Genomic DNA, 1,201 nt, shown 5'->3' on the forward strand with positions numbered 1-1,201 from the left:
TGGGGTTGCGCCCGTGCAGGTTCAGCGCCCGCACCGAATAGCCGCACGACCTCAGGTGACCGGCGATACAGGCCACCCCCAGGTTCTCCCGGACCCGCTTGTAGAACAGCCGCATCGCAGGGTCCAGGGACAGGTACTCCTCGTCGTTGATCAGGACATTCTGGTTGTTCAGGCTCGCGGCGCCGGTGGGGATCTCCCGGGGGGTCAGCAGGACCACATCCGCCATGACCGGTCTCCTCTCTCGTCTTCACGTGCGCGTCCCGACACCGGTCGGGTCAGCCGGCCATGGCCTGCTCTCCGCACAGCCTCTTGGTCTCTTCGACGAACACCTGGTAGGGCTCGCCCAGGACCCTGCGGTCGTAGGCGTCGACCAGCGTGCGCAGCTCAGCCTCGAGCCGTTCGGCGAGCCGCGGCGGGTTCTCGTCCGCGAGGAGCAGCCCGACGTTGAGGAAGGCCACCAGCAGGTCCGGCAGGCCGTCGGCCCACCCGCGCAGCCGGCTCAGCAGCGGGCGCAGCCCCTGTTCCCCCCGGGACCTGCGCGCCCTGGTGGCGTCGACGATCATCTGGGCGACGAAGGGCAGTTCTTCCTTGCGGTCGGCGACCTCCGCGCTCACCTTGCTCCAGCCCGCCCACACGTCCTCGACCCGCGGGTCCGGGATGCGGTACTCCCGGCGGGCCTCCAGCAGGACGTCCCTGGCCGGCCCGTCGACGCCCGGGAGTTCCGGAGGAGTCGGGTCGGCGATCTTGTCGTACATCTCCGTGCCGCGCAGCGCGATGGCGCGGCTGATGAAGGAGAACGGGTTCTCGCTCACGGCGATGTCGGCGGCCACGATGAACTTCAGGTTCTCCCAGAGTTCGTCGAGGGTCGTCCCCGGTTCGACCATGATCCAGCCGGGCTCGAGCTCGATGCCCTCCTTCTTGAACAGGCGGGCGGCGTCGAAGTTGTACTCCACCATGGTTCCCTTGCGGAACCGCTTGGCCATTCCCGGGGCCCCGGTCTCCATGCCGAGCAGCGCGGAGGCCATGCCGGCTCTGCGCAGGGTGTTCAGGGCCTCCCGGTCGACGAGGCCGGTGTCGACGCGGAACTCGCAGTGGAAGGAGATGTCCAGGTCGCGGCGGAGGATCTCCTCGGCGAAGCCGACGGCGTGGTGGTAGCCGTCCTGGAAGGCGCCGCCGAAGTTGTCGTCGTTGAACCACAGGA

At 68.8% G+C, this 1,201-nt stretch carries 1 protein-coding gene and 1 pseudogene; both read right to left on the reverse strand.

Annotated elements, in window-relative coordinates; genetic code table 11:
• A pseudogene (locus tag ACZ5Y0_RS36875) lies at positions 1 to 226 on the reverse strand (B12-binding domain-containing radical SAM protein); the annotation flags it as partial.
• 49 nt (positions 227 to 275) lie between these two features.
• Positions 276 to 1,201: radical SAM protein (locus ACZ5Y0_RS36880; protein ID WP_469132996.1), on the reverse strand; the 926-nt coding region annotated here is incomplete at its 5' end.

The organism is Streptomyces sp. NPDC033216 (genome assembly GCF_055577115.1).